The 24,651-nt window shown below is 64.1% G+C and carries 25 protein-coding genes; 16 read left to right on the top strand and 9 right to left on the bottom strand.

Annotated elements, in window-relative coordinates; genetic code table 11:
• Nucleotides 1-225 precede the first annotated feature (225 nt).
• The 13 genes from JQ621_RS31265 (at nucleotide 226) to JQ621_RS31205 (ending at nucleotide 12,045) form a co-directional block, all read left to right on the top strand.
• The gene (locus JQ621_RS31265) at nucleotides 226-681 is read left to right on the top strand and encodes a phasin (protein WP_212240735.1); all 456 of its coding nucleotides are present in this window, start codon (nucleotides 226-228) and stop codon (nucleotides 679-681) included.
• Between the two features lie 196 nt (nucleotides 682-877).
• Nucleotides 878-2,164: a DUF445 domain-containing protein gene (locus JQ621_RS31260; RefSeq protein WP_212240734.1), complete on the top strand. Its 1,287-nt coding sequence runs from the start codon at nucleotides 878-880 to the stop codon at nucleotides 2,162-2,164.
• Nucleotides 2,165-2,362: 198 nt separating this feature from the next.
• Nucleotides 2,363-3,133, top strand: a complete 771-nt coding sequence (locus JQ621_RS31255; protein ID WP_212240733.1) for an esterase/lipase family protein — start codon at nucleotides 2,363-2,365, stop codon at nucleotides 3,131-3,133.
• Between the two features lie 321 nt (nucleotides 3,134-3,454).
• Entirely contained in the window at nucleotides 3,455-4,321 is an 867-nt protein-coding gene (gene paaX / locus JQ621_RS31250; RefSeq protein WP_212240732.1) for a phenylacetic acid degradation operon negative regulatory protein PaaX, read from the top strand.
• A 78-nt stretch (nucleotides 4,322-4,399) separates the two neighbouring features.
• Nucleotides 4,400-5,392, top strand: a complete 993-nt coding sequence (gene paaA / locus JQ621_RS31245; protein WP_212240731.1) for a 1,2-phenylacetyl-CoA epoxidase subunit PaaA — start codon at nucleotides 4,400-4,402, stop codon at nucleotides 5,390-5,392.
• Between the two features lie 10 nt (nucleotides 5,393-5,402).
• A complete protein-coding gene (gene paaB, locus JQ621_RS31240; protein ID WP_008136594.1) occupies nucleotides 5,403-5,690 on the top strand; it encodes a 1,2-phenylacetyl-CoA epoxidase subunit PaaB in 288 nt (95 codons plus the stop codon).
• Nucleotides 5,690-6,466, top strand: coding sequence for a 1,2-phenylacetyl-CoA epoxidase subunit PaaC (paaC, locus tag JQ621_RS31235; protein WP_212240729.1), 777 nt, complete (start codon nucleotides 5,690-5,692; stop codon nucleotides 6,464-6,466). The genes paaB and paaC overlap by 1 nt, the downstream gene beginning before the upstream one ends.
• Nucleotides 6,460-6,963 (top strand): 1,2-phenylacetyl-CoA epoxidase subunit PaaD, encoded by a 504-nt coding sequence (paaD, locus tag JQ621_RS31230; RefSeq protein ID WP_212240728.1) that lies wholly within the window; start codon nucleotides 6,460-6,462, stop codon nucleotides 6,961-6,963. Before paaC ends, paaD begins: the two co-directional genes overlap by 7 nt.
• Before the next feature lie 2 nt (nucleotides 6,964-6,965).
• Nucleotides 6,966-8,048 (top strand): 1,2-phenylacetyl-CoA epoxidase subunit PaaE, encoded by a 1,083-nt coding sequence (paaE, locus tag JQ621_RS31225; RefSeq protein ID WP_212240727.1) that lies wholly within the window; start codon nucleotides 6,966-6,968, stop codon nucleotides 8,046-8,048.
• A gap of 55 nt (nucleotides 8,049-8,103) precedes the next feature.
• Nucleotides 8,104-8,553: a hydroxyphenylacetyl-CoA thioesterase PaaI gene (gene paaI, locus JQ621_RS31220; protein ID WP_212240726.1), complete on the top strand. Its 450-nt coding sequence runs from the start codon at nucleotides 8,104-8,106 to the stop codon at nucleotides 8,551-8,553.
• 32 nt (nucleotides 8,554-8,585) lie between these two features.
• Complete coding sequence (gene paaK / locus JQ621_RS31215; protein WP_212240725.1) at nucleotides 8,586-9,917, top strand: phenylacetate--CoA ligase PaaK; 1,332 nt, start codon at nucleotides 8,586-8,588, stop codon at nucleotides 9,915-9,917.
• 65 nt (nucleotides 9,918-9,982) lie between these two features.
• Nucleotides 9,983-10,987, top strand: a complete 1,005-nt coding sequence (locus tag JQ621_RS31210; RefSeq protein WP_212240798.1) for a quinone oxidoreductase family protein — start codon at nucleotides 9,983-9,985, stop codon at nucleotides 10,985-10,987.
• Nucleotides 10,988-10,989: 2 nt separating this feature from the next.
• Nucleotides 10,990-12,045, top strand: a complete 1,056-nt coding sequence (locus JQ621_RS31205; RefSeq protein ID WP_212240724.1) for a YeeE/YedE family protein — start codon at nucleotides 10,990-10,992, stop codon at nucleotides 12,043-12,045.
• Here JQ621_RS31205 and JQ621_RS31200 read toward each other — a convergent pair.
• Nucleotides 12,024-12,941: a DMT family transporter gene (locus JQ621_RS31200; protein WP_212240723.1), complete on the bottom strand. Its 918-nt coding sequence runs from the start codon at nucleotides 12,939-12,941 to the stop codon at nucleotides 12,024-12,026. The two genes, JQ621_RS31205 and JQ621_RS31200, sit on opposite strands and share 22 nt — an antisense overlap.
• Before the next feature lie 112 nt (nucleotides 12,942-13,053).
• Here JQ621_RS31200 and pdxR point away from each other — a divergent pair, with 112 nt between their 5' ends.
• On the top strand, nucleotides 13,054-14,472 hold the full coding sequence (gene pdxR / locus JQ621_RS31195) for a MocR-like pyridoxine biosynthesis transcription factor PdxR (protein WP_249125685.1): 1,419 nt from the start codon (nucleotides 13,054-13,056) through the stop codon (nucleotides 14,470-14,472).
• Nucleotides 14,473-14,477: 5 nt separating this feature from the next.
• Here pdxR and JQ621_RS31190 read toward each other — a convergent pair whose 3' ends face one another.
• The 5 genes from JQ621_RS31190 to JQ621_RS31170 form a co-directional block, all read right to left on the bottom strand.
• Nucleotides 14,478-15,701, bottom strand: coding sequence for a bifunctional alpha/beta hydrolase/OsmC family protein (locus JQ621_RS31190; protein ID WP_212240719.1), 1,224 nt, complete (start codon nucleotides 15,699-15,701; stop codon nucleotides 14,478-14,480).
• A gap of 25 nt (nucleotides 15,702-15,726) precedes the next feature.
• On the bottom strand, nucleotides 15,727-16,386 hold the full coding sequence (locus JQ621_RS31185; RefSeq protein WP_212240717.1) for a sulfite oxidase-like oxidoreductase: 660 nt from the start codon (nucleotides 16,384-16,386) through the stop codon (nucleotides 15,727-15,729).
• Nucleotides 16,387-16,404: 18 nt separating this feature from the next.
• On the bottom strand, nucleotides 16,405-17,727 hold the full coding sequence (locus JQ621_RS31180; RefSeq protein ID WP_212240715.1) for an MFS transporter: 1,323 nt from the start codon (nucleotides 17,725-17,727) through the stop codon (nucleotides 16,405-16,407).
• 32 nt (nucleotides 17,728-17,759) lie between these two features.
• The gene (locus JQ621_RS31175; RefSeq protein ID WP_212240713.1) at nucleotides 17,760-18,980 is read right to left on the bottom strand and encodes a cytochrome P450; all 1,221 of its coding nucleotides are present in this window, start codon (nucleotides 18,978-18,980) and stop codon (nucleotides 17,760-17,762) included.
• 78 nt (nucleotides 18,981-19,058) lie between these two features.
• Nucleotides 19,059-19,268: a ferredoxin gene (locus JQ621_RS31170; protein WP_212240711.1), complete on the bottom strand. Its 210-nt coding sequence runs from the start codon at nucleotides 19,266-19,268 to the stop codon at nucleotides 19,059-19,061.
• A 154-nt stretch (nucleotides 19,269-19,422) separates the two neighbouring features.
• On the opposite strand from JQ621_RS31170, the gene JQ621_RS31165 reads away from it, so the two are divergent.
• Nucleotides 19,423-20,070, top strand: coding sequence for a TetR/AcrR family transcriptional regulator (locus tag JQ621_RS31165; RefSeq protein ID WP_212240708.1), 648 nt, complete (start codon nucleotides 19,423-19,425; stop codon nucleotides 20,068-20,070).
• A gap of 103 nt (nucleotides 20,071-20,173) precedes the next feature.
• On the opposite strand, the gene JQ621_RS31160 is transcribed toward JQ621_RS31165, so the two are convergent.
• The 3 genes from JQ621_RS31160 to JQ621_RS31150 form a co-directional block, all read right to left on the bottom strand.
• Complete coding sequence (locus JQ621_RS31160) at nucleotides 20,174-20,824, bottom strand: aspartate/glutamate racemase family protein (protein WP_212240706.1); 651 nt, start codon at nucleotides 20,822-20,824, stop codon at nucleotides 20,174-20,176.
• Nucleotides 20,825-20,905: 81 nt separating this feature from the next.
• Nucleotides 20,906-22,324, bottom strand: a complete 1,419-nt coding sequence (locus tag JQ621_RS31155; RefSeq protein WP_249125684.1) for an amidase — start codon at nucleotides 22,322-22,324, stop codon at nucleotides 20,906-20,908.
• A gap of 123 nt (nucleotides 22,325-22,447) precedes the next feature.
• Nucleotides 22,448-23,224, bottom strand: coding sequence for an SDR family oxidoreductase (locus tag JQ621_RS31150; protein ID WP_212240702.1), 777 nt, complete (start codon nucleotides 23,222-23,224; stop codon nucleotides 22,448-22,450).
• Between the two features lie 157 nt (nucleotides 23,225-23,381).
• Between JQ621_RS31150 and JQ621_RS31145 the strand changes: the two genes are divergently transcribed.
• On the top strand, nucleotides 23,382-24,455 hold the full coding sequence (locus JQ621_RS31145) for a tartrate dehydrogenase (protein ID WP_212240700.1): 1,074 nt from the start codon (nucleotides 23,382-23,384) through the stop codon (nucleotides 24,453-24,455).
• Nucleotides 24,456-24,651: the final 196 nt, after the last annotated feature.

Raw genomic sequence — 24,651 nt, 5'->3', positions numbered from 1 at the left:
GCACAGTCCACAGATCAAAAGCCGGAAATCAACCCCATGCACAGTAGGCGGCGGGGCTGAGATGGCGGCAGACTGCCCTACATTAAGGCTGTTCACGATTTCGTGATATCGCAATGCAACATGAATATTGCATCGCACAATTAACTATGCCATATAAGCCGTGCCCCGGGCCATCGAGGACGGGGTGAGCCCATAGCTCAACGCAATGAGGATGGAGAGAACCCCATGACCACCGAAACCAACACCGCTTTCGAGGGCTTCAAAGACGCTTTCAAGAACATCCAGAACCTGGAAGTTCCCGAAGCTGCCCGCGAATTCGTCAAGAAGACCGCCAACACCGCCAAGGACCGTGCTGCCGAGGTGTTCGCTGGCTCCGAGCGCGTGACCGCCGCCGTCGAGAACGCGGTGACCGAGTCCGTCACTGAAGCCGGCAAGATCACCCGCAACATCCAGCAGGCGATCTACGAGGACGCCGAGGCGTTCTTCTCGGGCATCGACAAGCTCGCGTCGGCCAAGTCGTTCAGCGAAGCCGTCGAGATCCAGTCGAGCCTGCTCCGCGCCCGTGGCGAAGCGTTCGTCTCGCGCGCCAAGGCGACCACCGACTATCTCGGCAAGCTTGCCGCCAACGGTGCGAAGTCCGCTCAGGACAACTTTGCCAAGGTCTACAACAAGACCGCCTGATCTGGCGCCCTGAGACCAACTGAATTTGAGGCCCGCTTCGGCGGGCCTTTTGTTTTGGCGTTTGCGCCACCGCAGCCGCCATCGTCTCCGCCGTCATTGCGAGGAGCCCTTGCGACGAAGCAATCCAGCGTCGTTCCGCGGAAGGATTCTGGATTGCTTCGCTTCGCTCGCAATGACGGAGTACTGTGATGCAGTCATGGACTCACCTGCCACCTTCTCCTTCGATTCCCCAGGCGATGCCGAACGCGCGGCCGAGCTGCGTCGCGTCAAGGCGCTGGCGACGCTGGTGCTGGCCTCGACGTTAGCGCTGTTCATCGTCGCGAAATGGCTGCTGCCGGTGCACCCCGTGTTCGGGTTCATCGCCGCTTTCGCGGAGGCCGCGACCATCGGTGGGCTTGCCGACTGGTATGCCGTGGTTGCGCTGTTCAAGCGGCCGCTTGGCCTGCCAATTCCACACACGGCCATCATTCAGAGCAATCAGGCCCGCATCGCCGACAAGCTTGGCGAGTTCATTCAGGTCCATTTCCTCGAGGCTGGCCCTGTCGAAGCCAAGCTCAACGAAATCGATTTCGGCTCCTTCGTGGCCGACTGGCTGCGCGATCGCAAACGCAGCGACGATCTCGCACGGTTCGCACTGCGTCTGCTACCGGAGGCGGTCTCGGCGACCGAAAGCTCCGGCTTGATGACCTTCATCATCCGCCGCATGTCATCGCAAATTCAGGCGATCGACCTTGCACCGCTCGCGGCCGGGACGCTGCACGGCTTCGTGACGGAGGGGCGGCACCAGATCCTGTTCGATGACCTCCTGCGCGTGATGCACGAGACGCTGAACCAGAAAGAGACGATGGCGATGATCCGCGAGAAGGTGCGCGCGGAATTACCGACCCTGCTCAGGCTCTACCGCGCGGACAAGTTTCTCGTGAACAAGATCGTCTCGTCCGCAACCGCCTTCTTCAACGAGGTGCGCAGCGATCCCAAGCATCCGTTCCGCGGCGAGTTCGATCGCATGGTGCTGAGCTTCGTCGATCGGCTGGGCACCGACCGGGCCTATATCGACCGCATCGACGGATTGAAACGTGACCTGCTCGCGCGCCCTGAGCTTGCCGAACTCGCGCGCACCGTCTGGGCGAACACGCGCTCCTTCATCGAGCGCAGCGCGTCCGGCGAGACGCAGGTGTTGCAGCATCATCTCGCCGGCATGTTCGTTTCGGCCGGCGAGGCGCTGGCCGGCGATGCCGAACTGCGCGGCGAAATCAACAAGGGCCTCGTGACGGTGCTGCGCAGCTTCGTGGCCGACCAGAAGAGCGGCGTGTCGACCTTCATCTCGGACCAGGTCAAGGCGTGGGATATGGCGCAGCTGATTTCGCTGATCGAAATCAACATCGGGCGCGACCTGCAATATATCCGTTTCAACGGTTCGCTGATCGGGGGCCTCGCGGGACTCGCGCTCTACACCGTAGAATTCCTGCTCCGATTGTTGTGACTTTTCCATCACTGCCGTCAGCATTAACGCGCGGGCCTATTGTCGCCCCGCATCTCTCCCGCTTGAATGTCGGGAACCGGCCGCCTAGCTGATTCATGTTGCGCTGCGGAACCATCGCGAAGCCGGCGTATTGGAATTCATGCCCATTGCCGGCATCGCGGCCGGCGCCTTCCGGAATTCTTGCCAGGGGATCCATTGATGACCGCTACTGCCCAGACGCTGCGTCCGCCGTCCCGTACCCTGATGTTTCTGGAAGGGCGCGCGATCCACGAGTTCGGCGCATTCCTCGGCGCCCTGCCGCTGCTGAGCTTCGCGCCGCGCGGCGATGGGCATCCGGTGTTGGTGCTGCCCGGCCTTGTCGCCTCAGACGAGTCCACGCGCGCGTTGCGCACCTTTCTGTCCGGCAAGAGCTACGCGGTGAGCGGCTGGCGCCAGGGCCGCAACTATGGCCTGCGTCCGGGTGTACAGCATGCGATGATCGATCTGGTCGAGGAGCTCAGCGACAAGCATGGCCGCAAGATCAGCCTGGTCGGCTGGAGCCTTGGCGGTCTCTATGCGCGCCAGCTCGCCAAGATGATGCCCGAACGCGTGCGCCAGGTGATCACGCTCGGTAGCCCCTTCGCCGGTACTCCGCATTCGACCAATGCCTGGCGTGTCTATGAATGGGCCAGCGGCCGCAAGTCCGACGAGACTGATCCGGAGTTCGGCGGCGAGCTCGCGGTGCCGCCGCCGGTGCCGACCACCGCCATCTTCAGCCGCACCGACGGCGTCTGCGCCTGGCAGGGCTGCATGGAGAAGCCGGGAGCAGAGACCGAGAGCATCGAGGTCGACAGCAGCCATTGCGGCATGGGCCACCATCCCGCCGCGGTCTATGCCGTGGCCGACCGCCTCGCGCAGAAAGAAGGCGCGTGGCGTCCGTTCGATCGCAGCGGCTGGCGCAGCGTGGTCTATCCCGATCCGCATAGGTGATTGCTTCGCCTCTCCCCGCCGGCAATCGCATATGTATTTCGCTAGGATTGTCTGCGGGTTTGCTCCGCCTCTCCCGCTTGCGGGAGAGGCCGTCACGCTCGCAGAGCGTGGCGGGTGAGGGTTCTTTCCTCTTGGGGATTGTCCCGTTGCGGAGACACCCTCTCCCCAACCCTCTCCCGCGAACGGGAGAGGGAGCCCAGCGCGATGCAGCCGCATCGTGCAACCATATGCGATTGCCCTGCCCCCCGCGGGGAGAGGGAGAAACAAGAGCGTCGTCCCCCTCCATTGTCGCGCCGGCAGCAAACGCGCTATGCCTCGCGCATGGCGCATCCGCTCTCCCGCATCATCGACCAGCTCAAGCGCGAGCCGTCGCGCACCGGCTCGATCGTCATCACCATGTTCGGCGATGCCATCGTGCCGCGCGGCGGCTCGGTGTGGCTCGGTACGCTGCTGGCGTTCTTCGAGGGGCTCGATATCGACGGCAACGTGGTGCGCACCGCCATGTCGCGGCTTGCTGCCGACGGCTGGCTGACGCGTGAAAAGGTCGGCCGCAACAGCTTTTATCGTTTGGCCGAGAAGGGGCGTGAGACGTTCGAGGCCGCCACGCGCCACATCTACGATCCGCCGCCGTCGGACTGGACCGGCCGCTTCGAACTGCTTCTGATCGGCAATGGCGAAGACCGCGACGCCTCACGCGAGGCGCTGCGCAATGCCGGGTTCGGCAGCCCGCTTCCGGGTGTCTGGGTCGCACCATCGGGAGTGCCGGTGCCCGAGGAGGCTGCGAGTGCCATTCGCCTCGAAGTCTCGGCCGAGGACGACAGCGGCCGCCGCCTGCTCAGCGCAAGCTGGCCGCTGGAGCGCACGGCGGATGCCTATCTGAAGTTCATGAAGACGTTCGAGCCGTTGCGTGCCGCACTCGCGCGCGGGGCGGATTTATCCGAGACCGACGCCTTCACCGCGCGTATCCTGCTGATCCACTACTATCGCCGCGTCGTGCTGCGCGATCCGCTGCTGCCCGAGAGTTTACTCCCCGGCGATTGGCCGGGCAGGGCGGCTCGCAAGCTCTGCGGCGACATCTATCGCGCGCTGCTTGCTCCGTCGGAACAATGGCTTGACGGCCGCGGAACCAACGAAAAGGGGCCGTTGCCGCCGGCGCGCAGGCTCCTCGAAAGGAGGTTCGAGGCTTGATTTACATATTACAGAAATATCTTGCATGCGCCAATTCTTGTTATATATTGCCACCCAATAAAACGGGAGGAATGCGCAATGTATACCCAGGCGCTGAACACGGCCGAGACCGACGATCGCGGTCTTGAGGATGCGACCAAGGCCGCGCAGTTCCAGGCCCGCATCGATGCCGAAGAGCGCATCGAGCCGAACGACTGGATGCCGGCGGCCTATCGCAAGACGCTCACCCGCCAGATCTCCCAGCACGCCCATTCTGAAATCGTCGGTATGCTGCCCGAAGGCAACTGGATCACGCGCGCGCCGACCTTGCGCCGCAAGGCCGCGCTGCTCGCCAAGGTGCAGGACGAGTGCGGCCACGGCCTCTATCTCTATGCCGCCGCCGAAACGCTCGGCGCCTCGCGCGAAGAGCTGGTCGATGCCATGCTTGCCGGCAAGGCCAAATACTCTTCCATCTTCAATTATCCGACGCTGACCTGGGCCGATATCGGCACCATCGGATGGCTGGTCGACGGCGCCGCGATCATGAACCAGATCCCGCTGTGCCGCTGCTCCTACGGCCCCTATGCGCGCGCGATGATCCGCGTCTGCAAGGAAGAGTCCTTCCACCAGCGCCAGGGCTACGAGATCATGCTGACGCTGTGTCGCGGCTCGCTTGAGCAGAAGGCGATGGCACAGGATGCGCTGAACCGCTGGTGGTGGCCGGTGCTGATGATGTTCGGCCCGCCGGATGCGACGAGCCAGCACAGCGACACGTCCACCAAGTGGAAGATCAAGCGCTTCTCCAATGACGAGCTGCGCCAGAAGTTCGTCGATGCCACCGTGCCGCAGGCGCAATATCTCGGCCTCACCATTCCCGATCCCGGCATGACGCAGGATGCGGAAGGCCACTGGGGCTACAGCGAGATCGACTGGACCGAGTTCAAGCAAGTGCTCGCCGGCAACGGCCCGTGCAATCGCGACCGTATGGCCGCGCGCCGCAAGGCGCACGACGAGGGCGCCTGGGTGCGTGAAGCTGCGGCAGCCTATGCCGCCAAGCGTGCGCACCGTCAGACCGCGCAAGCCGCCGAATAAGGAGATCGATATGGCCACGCCGAACACGCCGCTGTGGGAAGTCTTCATTCGCAGCCGCAACGGGCTCGCGCACAAGCATGTCGGCTCGCTGCATGCGAGCGACGCGACGATGGCCCTGCAGGCCGCGCGCGATATTTACACGCGCCGCGGCGAGGGCCTTTCTATCTGGGTCGTGCCGTCGACCGCGATTACCGCGAGCGATCCCGCCGAGAAGGGCATGATGTTCGAGCCGGCAGAGTCGAAGATCTACCGGCACCCGACGTTCTATGAGGTGCCGGAAGAAGTGGGGCACATGTAATGGCCGTCTCCAACATCGAGGTCTCCGAAACGCCGCTGGTGCTCTATGCGCTGCGCCGTGCCGACGATGCGCTGATCCTGGGCCATCGGCTGTCGGAATGGTGCGGGCACGCGCCGATGCTGGAAGAGGATATGGCGCTCTCCAATATCGCGCTCGACCTGATCGGTCAGGCGCGCGAGCTCTACAGCTACGCGGCCAAAGCCGAAGGCAAGAACAATGACGAGGACACGCTCGCGTATTTGCGAGATGTCCGACAGTACCGCAATCTGCTGTTGGTCGAGCAGCCCAATGGCGACTTCGCCCAGACCCTGGTGCGTCAGTTGTTTTATTCCGCTTTTGCCGACCCCTATTGGCGCGCCATGATGACCTCGCGCGACGCGACGCTCGCGGCGATTGCCGCGAAGTCGGAGAAGGAGAGCGCCTATCATCTGCGCCATGCATCGGAATGGATCATCCGGCTCGGCGACGGTACGGACGAGAGCCATCAACGGGCGCAGGCCGCGATCGACCACCTCTGGGCCTTTACCGGCGAGATGTTCGCCGTCGATGAAGGCGAGCGAGCCTTGATCCATGCCGGCATTGCCGTCGATCCCGGCACGTTGCGCGGCCGCTGGCTGGCGACGCTCTCCCATGTCGTTGGCGAAGCGACACTCACGCTGCCGCAGAACGACTGGATGCAGCAGGGCGGCCGCGCCGGCCGTCACAGCGAACATCTCGGCCATCTCCTGTCCGAGCTGCAATCGATGCAGCGCACCTTTCCGGGGCTGACATGGTGACGGTGCTGGAGAACAGCGCCGGGCTGCGCCAGCGTGCCTGGGATGCGGCGGCGAGCGTGGTCGACCCAGAGATTCCGGTCTTGACCATCGCCGACCTCGGCGTGCTGCGGGATGTCACTGTCGATGGCGATCATGTCGAGGTCGCGATTACCCCGACCTACTCGGGTTGCCCGGCGATGAACATGATCGCGCTCGAAATCGAGGTCGCGCTGGAGCGTGCCGGCTTCCAGCACCCGAAGGTGCGGACCGTGCTGTCGCCGGCCTGGACCACCGACTGGATGAGCGAGGAAGGCCGCGAGAAGCTGCGCGCCTACGGCATCGCGCCGCCGCAAGCTTCAAACTCACGCCGCGCGCTGTTCGGCGAGCAGGCCGTCGCATGCCCGCAATGCGGTTCCGACAAGACGGAGCTGTTGTCCGAATTCGGCTCGACCTCGTGCAAGGCGCTCTGGCGCTGCAAGACCTGCCGCGAACCCTTTGATTATTTCAAGTGTCATTGACCATGTCAGCAGCCGCACCGCGCTTCCATCGCCTGGCCGTCAACGATCTCCGCCGCGAGGCGTCGGACGCCGTCTCCATGACCTTCGCCATTCCGGGCGAACTCGCCAGCGACTATGCTTTCACGCCCGGCCAGTATCTCACGCTGCGCACCACGCTCGACGGCGAGGAAGTGCGTCGCTCCTATTCGATCTGCTCCGGCCCTGATGATGGCGAAATCCGCATCGCGGTGAAGAAGGTCGATGGCGGCGCGTTCTCGAACTGGGCGGCGGACGAATTGAAGCGCGGCGACGAACTCGACGTGATGACACCGACCGGGCGCTTTGGCGCTGTTCCGCCCGCCGAAGCCGGACGTATCCATGTCGGCTTTGCCGCGGGATCCGGCATCACGCCGATCCTGTCGATTGTCAAAGGCGTGCTTGCGCGCGAGCCGGACAGCCGTTTCTTCCTGTTCTATGGCAACCGCGCGACCGACAACATCATGTTCCTCGAGGCGCTCGAGGAGCTGAAGGATCGCTTCATCGATCGCCTCTCGATCTTCCACGTCATCTCCGGCGAGGAGCAGGACATCCCGATCCTGCATGGCCGTCTCGATGGCGAGAAGGTGAAGGTGCTGCTGCGCTCGCTCGTGCCTGCCGAAAGCATCGACCACGTCTTCATCTGCGGTCCGTCAGGCATGAGCGAGGAGGTCGAGGCGACCTGTCGCGATCTCGGCATCGCGGAAGATCGCATCCACGTGGAACGCTTCGTCTCCGAATTCGGCGGCAGGCCGCGGCCGAAGAAGATCGTCGCTCCCGATGCGCCGCCTAAGGCGATCGCCTCGCTGATCATCGATGGCAAGCGCCGCGACGTTCCGGTCGCCGAGGATGAGGCCATCCTTGATGCCGCGCTGCGCGCCGGCATCGATCTGCCCTTCGCCTGCAAGGGCGGCATGTGTTCGACCTGCCGCGCCAAGCTGGTCGAGGGCGAGGCGCCGATGGACCTCAACTATTCGCTGGAGCCCTGGGAGCTGAAGGCCGGTTTCGTTCTCACCTGCCAGGCCAAGCCGAGTTCCGAGCGTGTCGTGGTCGACTACGACCACGTTTGACAGTCTTGGCCATCAGGCAGAACATCATGATCAGGCATTTCGCCGGGAGAAGCGTGTGAACGTCAAAGCCGCCCTGTCGCCTGAAGATGTGGCCCGTGCCTGCGCCGATGCCATGTGGGCGGAAGACGATGCCTCCAAAGGCCTCGGCATGGAGATCGTCGAGGTCGGCCCCGGCTTTGCTACGCTGGCGATGACGGTACGGCCGGATATGGTCAACGGCCAGCGCATCGCCCATGGCGGTTTCATCTTCACGCTCGCGGATTCTGCCTTTGCGTTTGCCTGCAATTCGCACGACGACCGGGTCGTCGCGGCGCAGGGGCAGATCACCTTCATCAAGCCTGGCAAGCTCGGCGACCGTCTCGTTGCGACAGCGCGTGAGGTGACCCGCGGTGGCCGCTCAGGCATCTATGATGTGCGCGTCACCGTCGGTGACACCGTTATTGCTGAATTCCGCGGGCATTCGCGTGTCATTCCGGGCACGTGGCTGCCGACGCAAGATCAATAAACAAAAAGACGGATCAATGTGGGGAAACGAGTATGGCTTCGACGAAGCTGAAGGAAGGCGGCCACGTCTATAGGGCCGAGCTGGATGCGCAGGAGCGCGCCTCACGCGACGAGATCATGGCGTTGCAGAAGCAGCGGCTGGCCTGGTCGCTGACGCACGCCTACGACAACGTCGCCCATTATCGCAAGGCTTTCGACAAGGCCGGCGTGCATCCGTCCGATTTTCGCGAACTCGCCGATCTTGCGAAGTTTCCGTTCACGGTGAAGACAGACCTTCGCGACAATTATCCGTTCAACATGTTCGCCGTGCCACGCGAAAAGCTGGTGCGTGTGCATGCCTCGTCCGGCACGACGGGCAAGCCGATCGTCGTGGGCTACACGAAAGCAGACATCGACACCTGGTCCGAGGTGATGGCGCGCTCGATTCGCGCCGCCGGCGGCCGCACCGGCATGATCATCCACAATGCCTATGGTTATGGTCTCTTCACCGGTGGCCTCGGCGTGCATTACGGCGCCGAGAAGCTCGGCTGCACGGTGGTGCCGATCTCCGGCGGCATGACCGAGCGGCAGGTGCAGCTCATCAACGACTTCAGGCCCGATATCATCACGGTGACGCCGAGCTACATGCTCGCGATCCTCGACGAGTTCAAGCGCCAGAAGCTCGATCCGCGCCAGTGCTCGCTCAAGGTCGGAATCTTCGGCGCCGAGCCCTGGACCAACGCGATGCGCAGCGAGATCGAGGACGCCTTCGACATGGACGCGACCGACATCTATGGTCTGTCCGAGGTGATCGGTCCCGGCGTCGCGCAGGAGTGCATCGAGACCAAGGACGGCCTGCACATCTGGGAGGACCATTTTTATCCCGAAGTGATTGACCCCGAGACGGGGGCGGTTCTCCCCGATGGCGAGAAGGGCGAGCTGGTCTTCACCTCGCTCACCAAGGAAGCCTTTCCGGTGATCCGCTATCGCACCCGCGACCTGACCCGGCTGCTCCCGGGAACGGCGCGGCCGGGCATGCGGCGGATGGAGAAGGTGACGGGCCGCTCGGACGACATGATCATCCTGCGCGGCGTCAACCTGTTCCCGACCCAGATCGAGGAGGTGCTGCTCGCGACCGACTGGTGTGGCGGCCACTTTATTTTGGAGCTGACGCGCGAGGGCCGGATGGACGAGCTCACCATCATCGCCGAGGCGCGGCCCGAGAGCTGGGATGGCCGGGGCCTGGTCGACCATGCCGACCGGATCTCGACCCATATCAAGAACACCATCGGGATCACCTCCAGGGTCCAGGTGGTCGCGCCGGCTACGCTGGAACGCTCGCTCGGCAAGGCCAAGCGGCTCTACGACAAGCGGCCCAAGGACTGACTCGACGGATTGACTTGATAGCGCCCAAAGGCGACAAGGCCCGCGAGAAATCGCGGGTCTTTCCGATGTCGCCAGCCGAACCCAAAACCGTCGAAGCACGCTGCGTCCGCCTCAATGCCAAGGCCGAAAATGCCGCTGCGGTTGCGCCCGTGGTCGCGCATCATGCGCTGACGCGCGGTCCGAACGATCTCCTGATCGAGGTGAAGGCGGCGGCGGTCAATCCATCCGACGTCAAGGCCGCCACAGGGTTGATGCCCTATGCCGTGTTCCCGCGCACCCCCGGCCGCGACTACGCGGGCGTGGTGATCGACGGGCCTGCCGGCACAATAGGGCGCGACGTGTTTGGCTCCTCCGGCGATCTCGGCATCCGCCGCGACGGCACGCATGCAAGCCATCTCGTGGTCGAAGCTGATGCGGTCGTCGAGAAGCCGAAAGCGGTGTCATGGGAGGAAGCCGCCGGCATCGGCGTGCCCTTCGTCACCGCGATGGAAGGCTTTCGCCGCGCCGGCATCCCGAGGAGCGGTGAGACTGTGCTGGTGTTCGGCGTCAACGGCAAGGTCGGCCAGGCCGCCGTGCAGATCGCGACATGGCAGGGCGCGCGCGTGATCGGGGTTGTGCGCAAGGCGGAAGCCTATGAAGGTCATACCAACGCACCCATCGAGGTGATCGATGCCTCCGCGGTTGATGTCGCCACGCGCGTGCGCGAATTGACCGGCGGCAAGGGCGCCGACATCGTCTTCAACACGGTCGGTGATCCCTATTTCCAGGCCGCGCACAAGTCGCTCGCGTTGCGCGGCCGCCAGATCCTGATCGCGGCGATCGACCGCATCGTGCAGTTCAACATCCTCGAATTCTATCGCGGTCAGCACACCTATGTCGGCATCGACACGCTCGGTCTGTCCTCGGCCGCAACGGGTGCCGTGCTGCGCGACCTCGGCCCGGGATTTGCGAGCGGCCGTTTGAAGCCATTCCCGATCAAGGCGAATTCGGTCTATCCACTCGAGCGAGCCGGAGAGGCCTATGTAGCCGTTGCCGGCTCCTCGCGCGATCGCGTGATCCTGAAGCCGTAACGATGGAATCCACCCAACTCGTCATCCTGGCCGGCCTCGTCATCGGCCTGGTTTATGGCTGCGTCGGCCTGCTCAGCGGCTTCTGCCTGATGAGCAGCATGCGCGGATGGCTGGCGGAGGGAGATGGTCGGCTGGTGAGGAGCTACGCACTGGCAATAGCGGTAGCGATTGCGGTGAGCCAGTTTCTTGCCGGACAAGGCTTGGCCGATCTCGGCAAGTCGATCTATCTGCAACCAACCTTTTCGGTGCCGGTACTCTTTCTCGGAGGACTGCTGTTCGGTTACGGCATGGTGCTGTCGAACGGCTGTGGTTCGCGGGCGCTGGTGCTGCTCGGCCGCGGCAATCTGCGCTCCTTTGTCGTCGTGACCGTGCTCGCCATTGCTGCGCAGATGACGCTCAAGGGCCTGATCGCGCCGGCGCGGATTGCGCTGGTTCAGGCGTCGCAGATCACATTCAATGCGAATTCATTCCCGTCGGTGCTCGCGATGGTCGGTCTCGGTGAAGCCGTTTCGCGCGCGCTGGCTGCAGCCGCGATCGTCGTTGCGTTGATCCTGTTCGCCTTCGCCCATCCCGCTTTTCGCCGCTCGCCGGGGCAGATCGCGGCGGGCACCATCGTCGGTCTCCTCGTTGCCTGCGGCTGGTATGTCACAGGCTATCTCGGCGCCGATGATTTCAATCCGGTCCCGGTAACGTCGCTGACCTTCATCGCGCCGATCGCCGATGGCCTGCAATACGCGATGCTTTCGACCGGCCTGACGCTGAACTTCGGCATTGCCACCGTAGCCGGAGTCTTCGTCGGCAGCCTGGCCACGGCGCTCGCCACCGGCCGCTTCAAGCTCGAGGGCTATTCCTCGCCGCGCCACATGCTGCGCTCGGGCACCGGCGCGGCGCTGATGGGCGTTGGCGGCGTGATGGCGTTCGGCTGCTCGATCGGGCAGGGGCTCACGGGCGTCTCGACGCTCGCGCTTGGCTCTTTCATTGCCGTCGCCGGCATCCTGCTCGGCGCGACGGTTGGCTTGCGCGGCAGTTTGCGCGTTCAACCGCTCGCGGTCGCCTGACGGCGCAACAACCTGTCTCCCAGCGTCGCAAGCCCAATGCCGGTGACGATCAGGGCCGCCGCGATGACGAGGCTCCTGTCGATCGGCTCACCCAGCAGGATTGCCGCGCTGGCAATGCCGACGAGCGGCGTTCCGGTGGTGCCGAGCGATGTCGTCAGGGCCGAGATGCTCTTGTTGACCATCGACATCGCCCAATAGGCCAGCGCGGTCCCGATCAGGCCGGAATACAGCAACAGCAGGACGAGCTTCCACGACCATTCCGCGTGCGGCAGGCCATCCGTGACCAGCGCCGAACCGGTCAGGATGATCGTCGCAACCAGCACCTGCCAGATCAGGAGCTGGAGCGGGGACGCGATCCAGTGGTGTGCGCGGATATAGATGATATTCGCAGCCCAGGAGATCGCGGCCAGAATGACCATGCCGGCGCCGAGGAGGACATTTGAGTTGGTCCAGTCGATCGACGTTGGATTCAGGATCACGGCAAGGCCGATCAGGCCGAGCAGGGCACCGGCGAGCTTTGGCGCGGTCAGCGTATCCTGATCGAGCAGGGGCGCGGCGATCGCGACCCAGAGCGGCGTGGTGTAGCCCAGCACGATGGCCTTGCTCGCGGGCAGAAAGCGCACGCCGGCCGCAACCAGGACCGAGAATATCGTCATGTGCAGCAGCGCCACGCTGAGCACCACCGGAATGTCACGCCGTTCCGGGATCACCAGATTGTTGCTGAGGCCGAGGATCACGAACAATCCCGCCAGCGCGATCCAGCTCCGAATCGCCGACGACCACAGTGGCGGAAGGGATTGCACGAGCTGTTTCGTCACCGACCAGTTCACGCCCCAGGCCAGCACGACGATGAGGAACAGGCCGATGGCCGTGCGGGAAGACAGGGAAGAGTTCATTGCAAAGTCCTTGAAGCAGTCCGATCGCGTGGATAGCATCCAGGCTGGCACCTTAAAAAGTGCCAGATATGAGAGGAATAAGGTGCCAGATTCGGAAAGCGTGATTTCCGCGATGATCGACCTGAATCGGGCCGACGACGAAGGGCTGGTGGCGCAACTGACGAGCCAGCTGCGAGGTCTGATCGCGGCCGGCCGGCTCGCCAAGGGCGGCGCGCTGCCGTCAAGCCGCCGGCTCGCCGGCGATCTCGGCGTCTCTCGCAACACCGTCACGTATGCGTTCGAGCAGCTTGCCGCCGAAGGATATATCGAGGCGTCGCACGGCCGACGTCCCGTGGTGACGGTCGATGGCGGTGAACGCATCGAAGGAACGGTCGCTACCGCGTCCGGCGTGCGTTCTGCCAAGCCGCAGCTCTCGCCCTGGGCATCCGAGCTCAAGCAGACCGATTGGCCGATGTCCTATCAGGCGCCGCTCAAGCCGTTGCGTCCGGGGCATGGCGATGCACGGGAGTTTCCGAACGAGATCTGGGCGCGCTGCCTCCGCCGCAGTGCCCTACGCGCCGCAAGGCGCGAGCCTGGTCCGGTCAACCGTCCGCGCCTGCGCGAGGCGCTGGCGCATTATCTGGCGACCAGCAGAGGCGTTCGCGCCACGGCCGACCAGATCCTGATCCTGCCGAGTGCGCAGGCTGCGCTGACCCTGATTGCGGCTGCCATGATCACGCCCGGCGACGAGGTCTGGGTCGAGGACCCCGGTTACCCCGGCGCAGCAGCCGCTTTCCGCGCGTCCGGCGCGCGGCTCACCGGCATCAGGCTGGACGCGCAGGGCATGCAACGGCTGCCGGGCCTCAAAGCTCCCAAGCTGATCTTCATGACGCCGTCGCACCAGCACCCGACCGGACGGTTGATGTCGCTGCCCCGCCGCACAGAGCTGCTCGGGCTGAGCCGGCCCGGCAAGACCTGGATCGTCGAGGACGATTACGACGGTGAATTCCACTATGACAGCCGGCCGGTGCCCGCCTTGCAGGGCCTCGATGCCCATGGCCGCGTATTCTATGTCGGCACCTTTGCGAAGGCGATGACCTCGGATATCCGGCTCGGCTATCTCGTCGTGCCGCCAGCGCTGGTCGGCGCCTTCGAGATCGCGCAGCGGCATATCGGGCTGATCGCCGCCAGCCACGTCCAGGAAGCGCTGGCCGAGTTCATTATCGACGGGCATTTCCTGGCGCATCTGCGCCGGGTGCGCCGTCTCTATCACGCGCGCCGCGATTACCTCGTCGCGGCACTGGAACGCCATCTCGGCGAGATGCTCTCGGTCGAAATCCCCTCGGGCGGCATCCAGCTCGTTGCCCGGCTCAAGCGCGGTCGTGCCGATCGGGCGACCGTGAAGCGACTGGTCGAAGCCGGTGTCGAAACGCGAGCCCTGTCCAGCCTGGCGCTTGGCCGGCCGCGCGATCATGGCCTGCTGCTCGGCTTTGCGGCCTGGCGCGAGAATGAGATCAGTGCGGCGGTGCGGACGATGGCGTCGTGCTTCTAGTTCGTTTAGTCCACAGCCTTGGTCACGATGCGGATCTCCGACGTCAGCGTCCGGTGCACCGGGCACTTGTCGGCGATCTCCATCAGCTTCTTGCGCTGCTCGGCATCGAGCGCGCCGTTCATTGCGATGTCGCGCTCGATCTGGTCGAGCATGCCGTCTTGCGTCTCGCACTCCGCGCAGTCCTTGGCGTAGATTTTGGAATGCTTCAGCGTGACTGTGACGCGATCGAGCGGCAGCGATTTGCGGTCGGCGTAGAGGCGCATGGTCATGGAGGTACATGCGCCGAGACCCGCGAGCAGGAAATCATAGGGGCCGGGACCGGCATCCTCGCCGCCGGCGGCTTTCGGCTCGTCCGCCACCAGATGGTGCGGCCCGACCGTGATGATCTGGTTGAACTTGCTCTTGCGGGTCTCCTGAACCACGACCCTGCGGGGTTCCTCCGTAGCCGCAGCATTTTTCGCAGGCGTTGCGACGTCGACATAGCGGCTCGCCCAGGCGGCAATCACGTCGGCCGCGTAGAGCGCATCTGCCGGCTTTGTCAGCAGATGATCGGCGTGGTCGAGGGAGACGAAACTCTTGGGATGCTTGGCAGAGACGAAGATCTTCGTCGCGTTGTCGATGCCGACGGTGTCGTCGATTGGCGACTGCATCACCAGCAGCGCCTTGTGCAGGCCGGCGACATCCTTCATCAGTTCATGCTCGACGATGTCGTCGAGGAATTCGCGCTTGATTCGGAAGGGGCGTCCCGCAAGCGAGACTTCAACCTCGCCCTGTGCCCGGATCGCATCCACGTGGTCCCTGAACATGCCGGTGACATGAGCCGGATCGGATGGCGCTGCGATGGTGACGACTGCTTTTGCCTCCGGAATCTTGCCGGCTGCCGCCAGGATCGCGGCGCCGCCCAGGCTGTGGCCGATCAGGACCGATGGAGCCTCTCGGGTCGTGCGGAGATGATCGGCAGCATGGATGAGGTCGGCGACGTTCGACGAGAAGGTCGAGTTGGCAAACTCACCTTCGCTTGAGCCGAGGCCGGTGAAGTCGAAACGCAGCACCGCAATGCCTTTGGCCGCGAGTGCGACCGAGATGCGCTTGGCTGCCAGCGTGTCCTTGCCGCAGGTGAAGCAATGCGCGAACAGCGCATAGGCCGCCGGCTCGCCGTCGGGCAGCTCCAGCGCGGCCGCGAGTTGATGACCGCCTTCGCCGGTGAATTGGAAGCGTTCCGTCGGCATGGGCCATCCCCCGTTCCTGCTGGACCTAATCGCCCTGATAGCGCTGTTCGGCCCAGGGATCACCGCGATTGTGATAACCGCGGACTTCCCAGAAGCCGGGCGCATCCTCGGTCACGAATTCGATGGCCTGCAGCCATTTCGCGCTCTTCCAGAAGTACAGATGCGGCACGACGAGCCGCACCGGGCCGCCATGCTCTTCGCTCAGAGGCTGACCCGACCAGCTATGGGCGAGCAGCGCGTCCTCTGCTGCAAAGTCCTCGAGCGCGAGGTTGGTGGTGTAGCCGTCATAGGAATGCAACACGACGAAGCGCGCGTCGTCGCGCGGATGGCAGGCCGCGAGCAGCTCGCGCGTCGCGAGCCCTTCCCAGTGATTGTCGTAGCGCGACCAGGTCGTCACGCAATGAATGTCGGAGATGAACTGGTCCTGCCTCTGCGCGGCGAACTCGGCGTAGGTCCAGAAGATGGGATTCTCGATCGCGCCGTAGACGTCGAGCCGCCAGCGGTCCCGCGACACCGGCGGCAACACGCCGATATCGAGCACCGGCCAGTCCTTGGTGAGATGCTGTCCGGGCGGCAACCGCTGGTCCTCGGGCCGCGTGATCTTGCCGGTGAGAAAGCGGCCCTCGCGCGCCCACTTCTCCTTGGTGCGAGTCAGCTTGCTGTCGGGTGGCGTCTCGTCGGTCATAGGCTACTCGCGAATGAGCTACTCGTGGCGATGCATCGCCGATTCATGCTTGGTGTCGCGCATGGTGGAATAGATGATCAGCGACAGGAAGATGATGCTGGCGAGATAGTAGTAGAACCACTGCTCGTGCCCAATGGTCTTGAAGTAGAGCGCGACCGCCGGCGCGGTGCCGCCGAAGATCGAGACCGTGATGGCATAGGGCAGGCCGACGCCGAGGGCGCGGACATTGGTCGGGAACAGCTCGGCCTTCACCACCGCGTTGATCGAGGTATAGCCGGCGACGAACAGCCAGGCGCAGCAGATCAGGATGAAGGCGATGAACGGCGACTTGGTCTCCTTCAGCGTCATCAGGAGCGGCACGGTCGCGAGCGTACCGGCGACGCCGAAGAAGATCAGAAGCGGCTTGCGACCGATCTTGTCGGAGATCGCGCCATAGATCGGCTGCAGGATCGTCGCGAAGATCAGGGTGCCGAAGATCACGAACGTTGTCTGGTCTTCGGTCAGCCCGACCGAGAGCTTGACGAAGGTTTGCATATAGGTGGTGAAGGTGTAGAACGCCGCGGTACCGCCGGCGGTGAGACCGACCACCAGCAGCAGTTCGCGCGGATAGCGCAGCAGATTGGTGATCGAGCCTGATGGCTTCACGACCTTCTTGGCTTCCTCGAACGCCTCGGTCTCGTGGAGATTGCGCCGCATCACGGCGGCAAAGATCGCGAGCGCCGCGCCGATCGCGAAGGGAATCCGCCAGCCCCAGGCCTTCAGCTCGTCGGGTGTGAGGAAGACCTTTTGCAGGAGCAGCAGCACGATGATCGCGGTGAGCTGGCCGCCGATCAGGGTCACGTATTGGAAGCTCGAATAGAAGCCGCGATGTTTGGGATCGGCGACCTCGCTCAGGTAAGTGGCGCTGGCGCCGTATTCGCCGCCGAGGCTGAGGCCCTCGATGACGCGGGCAAGCGCCAGGATCACCGGCGCGGCGAGGCCGATCGTGGCGTAGGTCGGCGTCAGCGCGATGATCAGCGAGCCGAAGCACATGAACACGACCGACAACGTCAGCGAGATGCGCCGGCCGTAATGGTCCGCGAGGTAACCGAAGAACCAGCCGCCCAGCGGGCGCATCAGGAACGTTGCCGCGAATATCACGGCGGCATTCAATTGCTGGACCACGGGGTCGTTGCCCGGGAAAAAGGCCGGGGCGAAATAGAGCGCGAACGCCGTATAGGCGTAAAAGTCATACCATTCGACGAGATTGCCGATCGAGCCGATGAAGATCGCCTTGATGCGCCGTTCGGCGTCGGTGATGTCGAAGTGTTCGGGGGCCGGTTTGATTGCTTGCTCAGTCACGTACGGCCTCCCAGAACTTATTGTCTGGGTGCCTACATCGCCTTTCCCAGCAGAAATGGCAACTGGCGGGGTCCCCGGACCGTACCCTGCGACCAGGTTACGGTCCCGGCTGGGTCGAGCCGAAAGTCCGGAATCCGCTTCAGCCATTCCTCCAGCGCAACCTGCATCTCCATCCGCGCGAGGTTGGAACCGACGCAGCGGTGGATGCCGAGACCGAAGGCGGCATGGCGATTCTCCCGACGGTCGATCACGACCTTGTCGGCGTCCGGAAACATTTTTGGATCGCGGTTCGCGGCCGGGAAGGACAGCAAAACCATGTTGCCCGCCTTGACCGGACAGCCCGAGATAGTGGTCTCCTTGACCACCTCGCGTGCCATCGTCACCGGCGAATAGGCCCGCAGCAGCTCTTCGACGGCGATGGGCATCAGCTCAGGCTCTGCGATCAGCCGCTCGCGGTCGGCGGGCGTTCGGGCGAGATGCCAAAGCGAGGAGCCGATCGCGCTCCAGGTGGTGTCGATCCCGGCGATCAGGAGCAGCCGCAACGAGCCGAGTACGTGCGACTCCTCCAGCGGCTGGCCTTCCTTGTCCCTGGCATTCATCAGATAGGAGATGAGGTCGTCAGTCGGCTGCGACCTGCGCTCCTCGATATGGCCCCTGAAATAGTCGCTCATCTCCTGCACGGCTTGCATCAACTTGGTCTCGTCCTTGATGCCGAGCTCCAGGATCATGTGGATCCAGTTGATGAAGAGATCGCTGTCGCCCTCGGGAATGCCGAGCATGTGCGCGATTGCCCGGACCGGGATGTATTTGCTGTAACGCGCGGCCGCGTCGACCTTGCCGTCGGCGATGAACCCGTCGATCAGCTCGTTGCAGATCGCGCGCATCCGCGGCTCGAGCTTCTTCATCGCATCGGGCGTGAACGGCGGCAGCAACAATTGCTTGGCCGGCTTGTGCACCGGCGGGTCCGAAGTGATCGGAGGGGCGGCGTTCCTGGCGACCTCGGGCCGCACGTCGCGGACGATGATTCGGCGTGAGGAAAAATGCTCGGTGTCATGGGCGATCTCGCGCACCGCCTCATAGGTCGTCGGCATGTAGCAGCCGAGGAAGCGCTCGGTGTGCACGACCGGGCTCGCGGCGCGCAGCTGCTCCCAGATCGGGAACGGATCATCAGTCCATTGCGGATCGGTGTGGTCGAAGTCGTTGACCCAGTCGGTCACGGGCGGATGGGCGGCGGGCTGGCTGACGTCGGACATGGCAAGAAGATCCCTTGAATATCAATTGGGCTCGTGTTCGCTGGAGGCACGCAAAGCGCTGCGCGGGCTCGGTCCGCGTTATTCCTCGATCACGTCAATCGCGATTTCCGGGCAATTGGATTTGGCAAGCCAGGCCTTGTCTTCGAGGCCGGCCGGAACCGTGCCGTCTCCGACCTCATGAGCGTTGCCGTATTCGTCGAGCTCGAACAGCTCCGGCGCCAGCGCCTTGCAGCGCGCATGGCCCTGGCATTTGTCGGGATCGACGCGAACCTTGAGTCGTTCTGCCATTGCGGCTTCCTCGGTCGTATGCGCCTGCCCGAAGGGCGGCGCGTTCCTCTTGTCAAAGATGTCCGCGGCATTTGCCGCTCATTTTAAGTTATATGCTATTACATTCGCGACAGGCTTCCGCTGTCAAGCGCAAACTTATAGGCTTCGCTGCAACATGCGGTCACATCTCGCTCGTAAGCCCCAGAACACCTATCACCATGGCGATCTCCGCGACGCCCTGATCAAGGCCGCACTGCGCGAGGCCGAGCAGGGCGGGGCGGAGGCGATCAGCATCAAGGCGCTGGCCAAGCAGCTCGGGGTTTCGCAACCGGCACCCTACCGCCATTTTGCCGACCGCGAGGCGCTGCTGACCGCGGCGACGGCGGAAGCGTTCCGGCAGTTCAGCGCGATGCTGCGCGAGGCCATGGCGAGGCCGTCGAAGCAATCGAGATTGTCGCTTCTGGCTCAGGCAACGCTGGATTTTGGCCTGCGGCGCAACGGTGTTTACCGCCTGATGTTTGCATCCCGCACCGTCTCTTGCGCGGCGAAGGGCAGCGAGCTGCATGAGGCCACGCGGGAGACGTTTGCGCTCGTGATCGAAGCGCTGGAAGCGCCCGCGGTCGGCTATTTGCGCGAGCGTCAGGCCCTCAAGATCTGGGCTGCGCTGCACGGCGTGGTGATGCTGGCCGAACAGGGCCTGTTCACCGGCGAAGCCGCGCACGCCACGCGTGAGGAGCTGGTTGAGGATTTCGTGAACGAGACCAAGGCCGCGCTCGCGGTCGCGATCAAGGACGCGCGGCGGCAGAAAAAGGCCGGCGCCTAAAGCGCGATGGAGTCAGGTTAGATCGGCGTCCGGGATCACCTCGCCCTGCGGGAGAGGTGATCTGAGCTCTCGGTTCGCAGCGATTCAACCAAAACACATCACGCTAGGCCATCGCTTTCAGCAGCCTCATCAGCTTTTCGACCGCGCTGTCCGGTGTCGTCACAACGGGACGGCCGGTGGCCTCCGCAACCAGCGGTGCTGATGATGCGATGCTGAATTGGGCCAGTGCAATGACGTCGCAATCGCGCAGGTCCTTTGATGCTTCGACAATCAGGCGGTCATGCGTGACACGGTCGCCGCGGTCGAGGGCTGCCAGAGCGCCCTCGGCAAGCTTCGGCACGATCTGGACCCGGGATGGAAATTCCGGCGGCATCGAGACCAGTGTCGGCGGGAAGGTCGAGAGCAGGCCGATGCGCTTGCCCATGGTCGCGGCCTGTTCGATCATGGCCTCGTTCGGCTTGAGCACCGGCATCGGCGCATGCGCCCGCGCGACGGCCTCGATGCAGGGGCCGAACGCCGAGCAAGTGAACAGGATCGCGTTCGCGCCAGTCGCCGCCGCATAGTCGCCGAGCGCAAGGAAGCGATCGGTCATGGCATCGTTGAGCGCGCCGTCGCGTGCCAGATCCGCCGAGAGGCTGTCGTCGAGCAGGTTCATCAGCCGAGCCTGTGGCCACGTCGCCGCGAAAGCCGCTTCGATTGGAGCGATGGAGTGCTTGAGGGCGTGGATCAGGGCGATGCGCATGGGTGTCGTCATTGAACGTGACTAACTTGTTGTCTCGTGCCCCGGCTCTGCAGCGCACCGCGAAGAGGCGCTGCGTCCGGGGCACAAGGAATCTTATTTTTTCACCCGCGGATCGATCGGCGTGTTGCCGCGCAAGCCCAGAATATCCTCCAGCACCTTCGCGCCCGCGATCACCTGCGCATCCGCGCGCGGCGCACCGACGACCTGGATGCCGACCGGCAGGCCCGAGGCGGTGAAACCGCAGGGCAGCGACAGTGACGGGCAGCAGGCCAGCGTGATTGCGTAGACAATGCCGAGCCATTCGACGTAGTTCCCGAACGTCTTGCCGGCGCATTCGGCGACATAGCGGTGCTCGATCGGGAAGGGCGGCACGATCGTGGTCGGCGTCAGCAGCAGGTCGTAGGTCTTGAAGAATTCGATCCCGCGCGCGGTCATGCCGACGCGTTGTGCTTCGGCGCGCGCGAGCTGGTCGACCGTGAGCTTGAGGCCCTCTTCGATGTTCCAGATCACCTCGGGCTTGAGCAGGTCGCGCTTGGTCCGCAGCAGATTGGCCTTGGTGATCGCGAAATCGAAAGCGCGTAGCACGTGGAAACTTTCATGCGCCTCCCGCCAGTCCGGATGCGCCTCCTCGACGATGGCGCCGGCCTCCGCGAAACGTTCGGCGGCCTTGCGCGTGATGGCCTTGACCTCGGGATCGACAGGCGTGATGCCGAGATCGGGCGAATAGGCGATGCGCTTTGGCTTCCTGCCCGCGCGCGCAGCCGACAGGAACGAGGTCGCAGGCGCCGGCAGCGACAGCGGATCGTCCGGATAGTCACCGCTCATGGCATCGAGCAGCAGCGCCAGATCCTCGACATTGCGCGCCATCGGGCCGACCACGCCGAGATTGCGATCGATGCCCGATTTGGGCGTATGCGCGACGCGGCCGATGCTCGGCCGCATGCCGACGACGCCGCAGAAGGCCGCGGGGCTGCGCAAGGAGCCGCCCATGTCCGAGCCCTGGGCGAGCCAGGCCATGCCGGTGGCAAGCGCCACCGCCGCGCCACCGGAGGAGCCGGCGGCGGATTTCGACGTATCCCAGGGATTGAGCGTCGCCCCGAACACTTCGTTGAAGGTGTTGGCGCCGGCACCGAATTCCGGCGTGTTGGATTTGGCGTAGACGACGGCGCCATTGGCCTCGAGGTTCTCGACCATGAGGTCGGATGTGCTGGGGATATTGTCCTTGAAGATCGGTGAGCCCTGGGTGTTCAGCACACCCGCGACATCGGTCAGATCCTTGATGGGCAGCGGCAGGCCGGCGAGCAGCCCGCGCGCGCCGGCCGGCTTCTGCATCAGCGCCTTCGCGTTGGTCCGCGCGCGATCGAAGCACAGCGTCGGCAGTGCATTGACCTTGCCGTCGACCTCCTTGACGCGCTTCTCCACCACGTCAAGCAGTTCGAGTGGAGAAACGTCGCCGGAGCGCAGCTTGTCGACGACGGCACAGGCGGTTTCGCGGATCAGGTCTTGAGACAAGTATTTTACTCCTACTTTGGTTGTCATTCCGGATCGCCCGAAGGGCGAACCCGGAATCTCGACGTTCCGGATTCGATGCTTCGCATCGCCCCGGAACGACGGCGTACACAGGCGCGACGTCGGCTAACTCCAACCGGCGCTGATGCCGCCGTCGACTGTATAGATCACGCCGGACGTGTAGCCCGCGCGATCCGACGCCAGGAACGCCATGAGGTCGCCGATCTCGCGCGCATGCGCCGGGCGGCCGAGCGGCAGGCCCTTCTGGAATTCCTTGTAACGGCTCTCGTCGCCGAACTGGTGCTTCGCCCGCGTCTTGAGCAGCGTGACGTGACGGTCGGTGCCAACGGGGCCGGGATTGATGCCGACCACGCGGATGTTGTCGGCAAGGCTTTTGCCCCCGAGCGCACGGGTAAAGGCCATCAGCGCGGCATTGCCGGCGCTGCCGCAGATGTAATTTGCGTCGAACTTTTCGCCGGCCGCACCAATGTCGTTGACGATGACGCCGCCGCCCTTGGCCTTCATCTGCGCGTAGATCTGCCGCGTCAGGTTGATGTAGCCGAACACTTTCAATTCCCAGGCGTGCCGCCAGGTTGCTTCGTCGATCTTATCGATCGAGCCGCCGGGGATATCGCCGGCATTGTTGACGAGCACGTCGATATCGGCGGCCTCGTCGGCGAGCCGCGCGATGTCGTCGGCCTTGCGCAGATCGACGACGCTTGTCGTGGCATCGATCTGGTTCGCCGCGCGCAGGCGATCGGCCAGCGCCTTGAGCTGATCGCCGCTGCGGGCTGCCAACAGGAGGTTTGCGCCTTCCTCGGCAAACGCCTCGGCGGCGGCTGCGCCAATGCCCTTGGACGCGCCCGTGATCAGGACGCGCTTGCCACGCAGATGCAGATCCATGTGAGGTACTCGCGGAATGGGAGAGAGGATGAAACCAGTAGGCGGTCGGCTGCGCCACGGTCAACATTGCAGTGCAGCGTTGCACTGCTGCCGAGATTGGTCCATTGCAGTGCGGTCAGAAAGGCGGCGCCTGCCGGACCAACCAAGGACGTTCTCGATGAGCAAGAAACAATACCGGATCGCAGTGATTCCCGGCGATGGCATCGGCAAGGAAGTGATGCCCGAGGGCCTGCGCGTGATGGAGGCCGCCGCGAAGAAGCACGGCGTTTCCCTGCATTTCGATCATTTCGACTTCTCGTCCTGGGACTATTACGAGAAGCACGGCCAGATGATGCCGGATGACTGGAAAGAGAAGATCGGCAAGCACGACGCGATCTATTTCGGCGCCGTCGGCTGGCCGGCAAAAATTCCGGATCACGTCTCGCTGTGGGGCTCGCTGATCAAATTCCGCCGCGAGTTCGACCAGTATGTGAACCTCCGCCCCGTACGTCTGATGCCAGGCGTGCCGTCGCCGCTGGCGAACCGCAAGCCCGGCGATATCGACTTCTGGGTGGTGCGCGAGAACACCGAAGGCGAATATTCGTCCGTCGGCGGCCGCATGTTTCCGGATACCGACCGCGAGTTCGTCACCCAGCAGACGGTGATGACCCGCACCGGCGTCGACCGCATCCTGAAGTTCGCTTTCGAGCTCGCGCAGTCGCGGCCGAAGAAGCATCTGACCTCGGCGACCAAGTCCAACGGCATCTCCATTACCATGCCCTATTGGGACGAGCGGGTGGAGGCGATGGCCAAGAAGTTTCCGGGCGTGAAGTGGGACAAGTACCACATCGACATTCTGACCGCGAACTTCGTGCTGCATCCGGACTGGTTCGATGTCGTCGTCGGCTCGAACCTGTTCGGGGACATCCTCTCCGACCTCGGCCCGGCCTGCACCGGCACGATCGGCATCGCGCCATCAGGCAACATCAACCCCGTGGGCGATTTCCCCTCCGTGTTCGAGCCGGTGCACGGCTCGGCGCCCGACATCGCAGGGCAGGGCATCGCCAATCCGATCGGCATGATCTGGTCGGGTGCGATGATGCTCGAGCATCTCGGCGAGAAGGAAGCGGGCAAATCGATCGTCGCGGCGATCGAGCGCACGCTGGCCGAGCGCACGCTGCGCACGAAGGATCTCGGCGGCAACGCCGACACGACCGCTTGCGGCAAGGCGGTGGCGGATATGGTGGATTAAGGCGAGTTCGCGCAACGAACTCCAATGTCGTCCCGGCGAAAGCCGGGACCCATACGCCGCAGCGGTTGTTGTTGCGCGAGAAGGTCATCGCCTGTCTTCGCCAAACCCCTGCTGCGGCGTATGGGTCCCTGTGTCTGGAAAGTCTGTCATGATGAGAGTGGGCGGGAAGCCGTTGGGTCCTTGGCGCTTGACGCCG

Source organism: Bradyrhizobium manausense (genome assembly GCF_018129685.1).
GTDB classification, from domain to species: Bacteria; Pseudomonadota; Alphaproteobacteria; order Rhizobiales; family Xanthobacteraceae; genus Bradyrhizobium; species Bradyrhizobium manausense_D.
The sequence above is the reverse complement of the archived record's forward strand: the minus strand, read 5'-3'. Positions and strand labels throughout refer to the sequence as shown.